The sequence below is a fragment of the Polaromonas sp. P3_C2 genome, from assembly GCF_056402675.1.
The window spans coordinates 1-1,816 of sequence record NZ_JBFUGX010000753.1 but is presented as its reverse complement, the minus strand read 5'-3'; the positions used below and the strand labels follow the sequence as shown (position 1 = coordinate 1,816).

Annotated in this window: 2 protein-coding genes; both read right to left on the bottom strand. The window is 59.9% G+C overall.

The window, feature by feature from the left end:
* Nucleotides 1-31 precede the first annotated feature (31 nt).
* Entirely contained in the window at nt 32-1,141 is a 1,110-nt protein-coding gene (gene glnL / locus AC1DWI_RS21540) for a nitrogen regulation protein NR(II) (protein WP_477725716.1), read from the bottom strand.
* A gap of 41 nt (nt 1,142-1,182) precedes the next feature.
* Entirely contained in the window at nt 1,183-1,716 is a 534-nt protein-coding gene (locus AC1DWI_RS21535) for a hypothetical protein (RefSeq protein WP_477667927.1), read from the bottom strand.
* Nucleotides 1,717-1,816 lie beyond the last annotated feature (100 nt).

Below are 1,816 nucleotides of genomic sequence, written 5' to 3'. Positions count from 1 at the left end.
GTTATGTATCAATCATGGCTGAGAACACATTTCAAGGCAGCGGTATCAGCAGCTTGAAATCTGTACGGCCCGGCACACTGTCGCACTCAATCAAACCGTGGTGTTGCTGGACAAAGGTTTGCGCCAATGTCAGCCCCAGCCCCGAACCACCTTCCCGCCCGGATACCAGCGGATAGAAAATGCGGYCTTTGATGGAGTCCGGCACACCCGGTCCATTGTCGATAACATGCAATTCCAATGCCAAGCGATAGCGCTGCTTGCCAAAAGTTACCTGCCTGGCGATTCTTGTCCTGAAAGTGATGTGCGCATTGCCCGCCGCGACCCGTTCCGCCAAAGCCTGCGCGGCGTTGTGTGCGATGTTCAGCACCGCCTGAATGAGCTGTTCGCGGTCTCCGCGGAAATCAGGAATCGAGATGTCGTAGTCGCGCGTAACCCTCAAACCTTTTGGGAACTCCGCCAGGATCAAGGAGCGGACGCGCTCACACACTTCGTGAATATTGACATCGCCCACCAGATGCGGGCGGCGGTGCGGGGCCAGCAAACGGTCTACCAGCGTCTGCAGCCGGTCTGCCTCATGGATGATGACCTGGGTGTATTCGGTCAGGTCCTTGCCGATTTCCATCTGCAGCAATTGCGCAGCGCCGCGAATACCGCCCAGCGGGTTTTTGATCTCGTGGGCCAGGTTGCGGATCAACTCCTTATTGGCCTGCGCCTGGTCGATCAGGCGTTCTTCGCGCTCCTGCTTGGCTTGCTGCTCCAGCGGCAGCAGCTCCACAATCGCCTCACCCGGGGTGTCGGTTTGCGCCACCACCACATGCACGGGCAGCGGTTCGTGGTTCAGGCGCCTGAGCCACGCGTCGTAACGCAGGGCGGCAAATTCATTGCTGCCCGCACCCTCCAGCGCATTTTGCAAAATGAGCGGCTCGGTAAAGCAATCGGGGAGCTGTGAGCCTTCAATGGTCCGCCGCGAGGTGCCCAGCGCATCTTCCAGCGCGGCATTGGCAAACACCACGGTGCCGTTGGTACGCACCACTGCCACCAGCGTGGCCARCAGGTCAAACGCCTGAAAGCGCGGGGGAAGTCCTTTGACCGGGACGGACGATAAAGCGACGCGGATGGAGGGCTTGTTCAAGCCGTCCATTTTCCTCCAGAAGCCGGCTTACTGGGACTTGCCGCGCTGGTTTAATTGGCGACGAGCGCAGCAGGCGGGGGGCCAGGCAGGCGGGAAATTTCGCGCTTCAGGCCGGCAATATCACTCTGGTTACGGGTGATGCTGTCCTTGAGCTCGGCCACGCGGTCCAGGTAACGCTGGTAGTTACGGCCTTCAATGCCCTGTTTCTCAGGTTCGCCGTTGTTGAATTCTTTTTGCTGCTCGGCCAGCTTGGCTTCGGCCTTTTTCAGTTCGGCCTCAAGGATGGCGCGCGAATCGTTGTCGCGGGCCCGCTGTTCGGGGCTGCCATCGGTGCGCGGGCCGCTAGAGCCTGCGGCCGCAGCCACGCGAACCGCGGCTTTGGGCACCGGCGTGCTCTGCATCACCGTCACATTGCCGCCGGACAACAGTTTGCAGCTCCGGGTTTGGGCGTCTTTTGTGTTGTTGATGTATTCAGGGGCCGCACCCCCGACTCCTGCACAGCGGTATACCTGCTGCGCCCATGCAGCATTCCCCGCGCCAGCCAGCAGCAACGACAAGGTAGAAAGCAATAAGGTGTGTTTCATAGGTACTCCCGATGCCCAATAAGGGCGAGGACGGTCTATCAGTATGCGGCAAAGGCGCCGAAATACAAAGCCAGCAAACCCACAACCGGCCGGGGCAATA

What these genes read in the sequence shown, in the direction of transcription:
- AC1DWI_RS21535 (WP_477667927.1), bottom strand. Translation starts at nt 1,716, where the DNA reads ATGAAACACACCTTATTGCTTTCTACCTTGTCGTTGCTGCTGGCTGGC.